The 1,507-nt window shown below is 68.9% G+C and carries 1 protein-coding gene and 1 pseudogene; both read right to left on the bottom strand.

What is annotated here, in order from left to right:
- Positions 1 to 725 (bottom strand): DUF4383 domain-containing protein (locus A5680_RS15720; RefSeq protein ID WP_067820826.1); only part of this gene is annotated, 725 nt, incomplete at its 3' end.
- 488 nt (positions 726 to 1,213) lie between these two features.
- Positions 1,214 to 1,507, bottom strand: a pseudogene (locus A5680_RS15715) (hypothetical protein); the annotation flags it as partial.

The following is a 1,507-nucleotide window of genomic DNA, read 5'->3' as shown; positions in this document are numbered from 1 at the left end:
AAGACCGCGGGCGTGACGCCCTTCGAACGCCGCGTCGCGGAGTGCCCCAATGGGGTTGACTCGCTGATCTTCTGGGACGGGGAGGCAACGTCGGGCGGCGGGATGGTTGGCCCGGGGTTGCTGTCAAGGGTTCCCATCTCCGGCTCGGGCGGCACCGTCGGTGAAGCCGCGCTCGGTGATGCGGCCTCCCGCTCGGGAACCGCTCCGGCGGCCGCGGACTGCGGCTGGTCGCGGTCGCGTCCCCGGCGCGGCACCCAGGCCTCGTCCCCCAACTCGTCGGGAATCAGCCACAACAGCAGGGCCAGGTTGACCACCGCCAGGACGCCGTGCAGGACGATGTCGGCTGCGTGGAACCCCAGCGGCGTCGGCGTCGTACGCGCGGTGGCGACACTGCTGAAAAACAACAACAGCGTGTAGCCCACGGCACTCAACGCCGTAACCGCCACGGCCGCACGGCGTTTGGCGACGGCCGCGATGGCCAGCACTCCGAGCGCCAGCAGTATCGCGCTGTGCGCCGGAGCCGATGCCAGGCCGAGAACGGGGACGCCGGTCGGGCCGGCGTGCGGATGCAGTGCAGCCGAAAGCAGCCCGGCGACGCCGAACGCGCTCACCAACACGCCCTCGGCGAGCAGCCACCAACGCCCGGTGCGGAAACGTCCCGGGTCCGTCGGGACCCTGCGCAAACCCGACGTCAGCCCGGGAACGGGCCCCGCCGTAACCGGCATCGCGGACCTCCAGAGTGAGCGGCAAGTCTTTGATATCGGCTACCCGCTGCGGCCGGCCCTACGCATGCGGTTCTTGGGTCCGCCGGCCCGCCAAACGTGCGTCAAATAGCCCTTCCGCAGCAACCCTGACGGGGATACGATCTCCCTGCACGGAGATTGGCGGTGCTCACCATGGCTAATCATTTCGCACTCATCGGCCCAGCCGTAATCGGTCTGGCCATCGCGACCACGTCCCTCTCGCCGGCGGTGAGTAGAGCCGCCGAATGTGGGGCAGGCACCGTTTATGACGCGCCGTCGAATACCTGCGTGGTGCTCGCGCAAGCGGCTCCGCCGCCGCCGGAAGCGCCGCCACCGCCTCCACCGCCGCCTCCGCCGCCGGCGTGGAATGGTCCCCAGCCGCACGTGTGGGTCAGCGTTTGCGCGCCTATCCCCTTCGTGAATATCTGCGCGGGGATCTGACGACGCCGCAACGTGACATCGCGGCAGCGTCAGGTGTGAACGATCAAACCCGCTTCGGTGTATGGAGCGGCTTGGGCGGGATCGTTGATCGTGATGTACAGGTCACCCCCCGCCGGCATAACGAAGCCGACGAATCCATGCGCGGTCTGGCCGTCGTGTAGGCCGCCCTGCTGGAGCGCGGGCATCTTGTCGAGCCGCCTGAAGTCGACCGCCAACGACGCCGGCCGGGGCGGGTCGCCGGGATGGGTCCATGGCTGATCGCCACCGCCGTATCCGGCAAACATGTAGCCCTGGTCGAACTGGAAGAACCTGTGGGACGTCCC

The sequence above is a fragment of the Mycobacterium sp. E2989 genome, assembly GCF_001667595.1.
Classification (GTDB): Bacteria; Actinomycetota; Actinomycetes; order Mycobacteriales; family Mycobacteriaceae; genus Mycobacterium.
The sequence above is the reverse complement of the archived record's forward strand: the minus strand, read 5'-3'. Positions and strand labels throughout refer to the sequence as shown.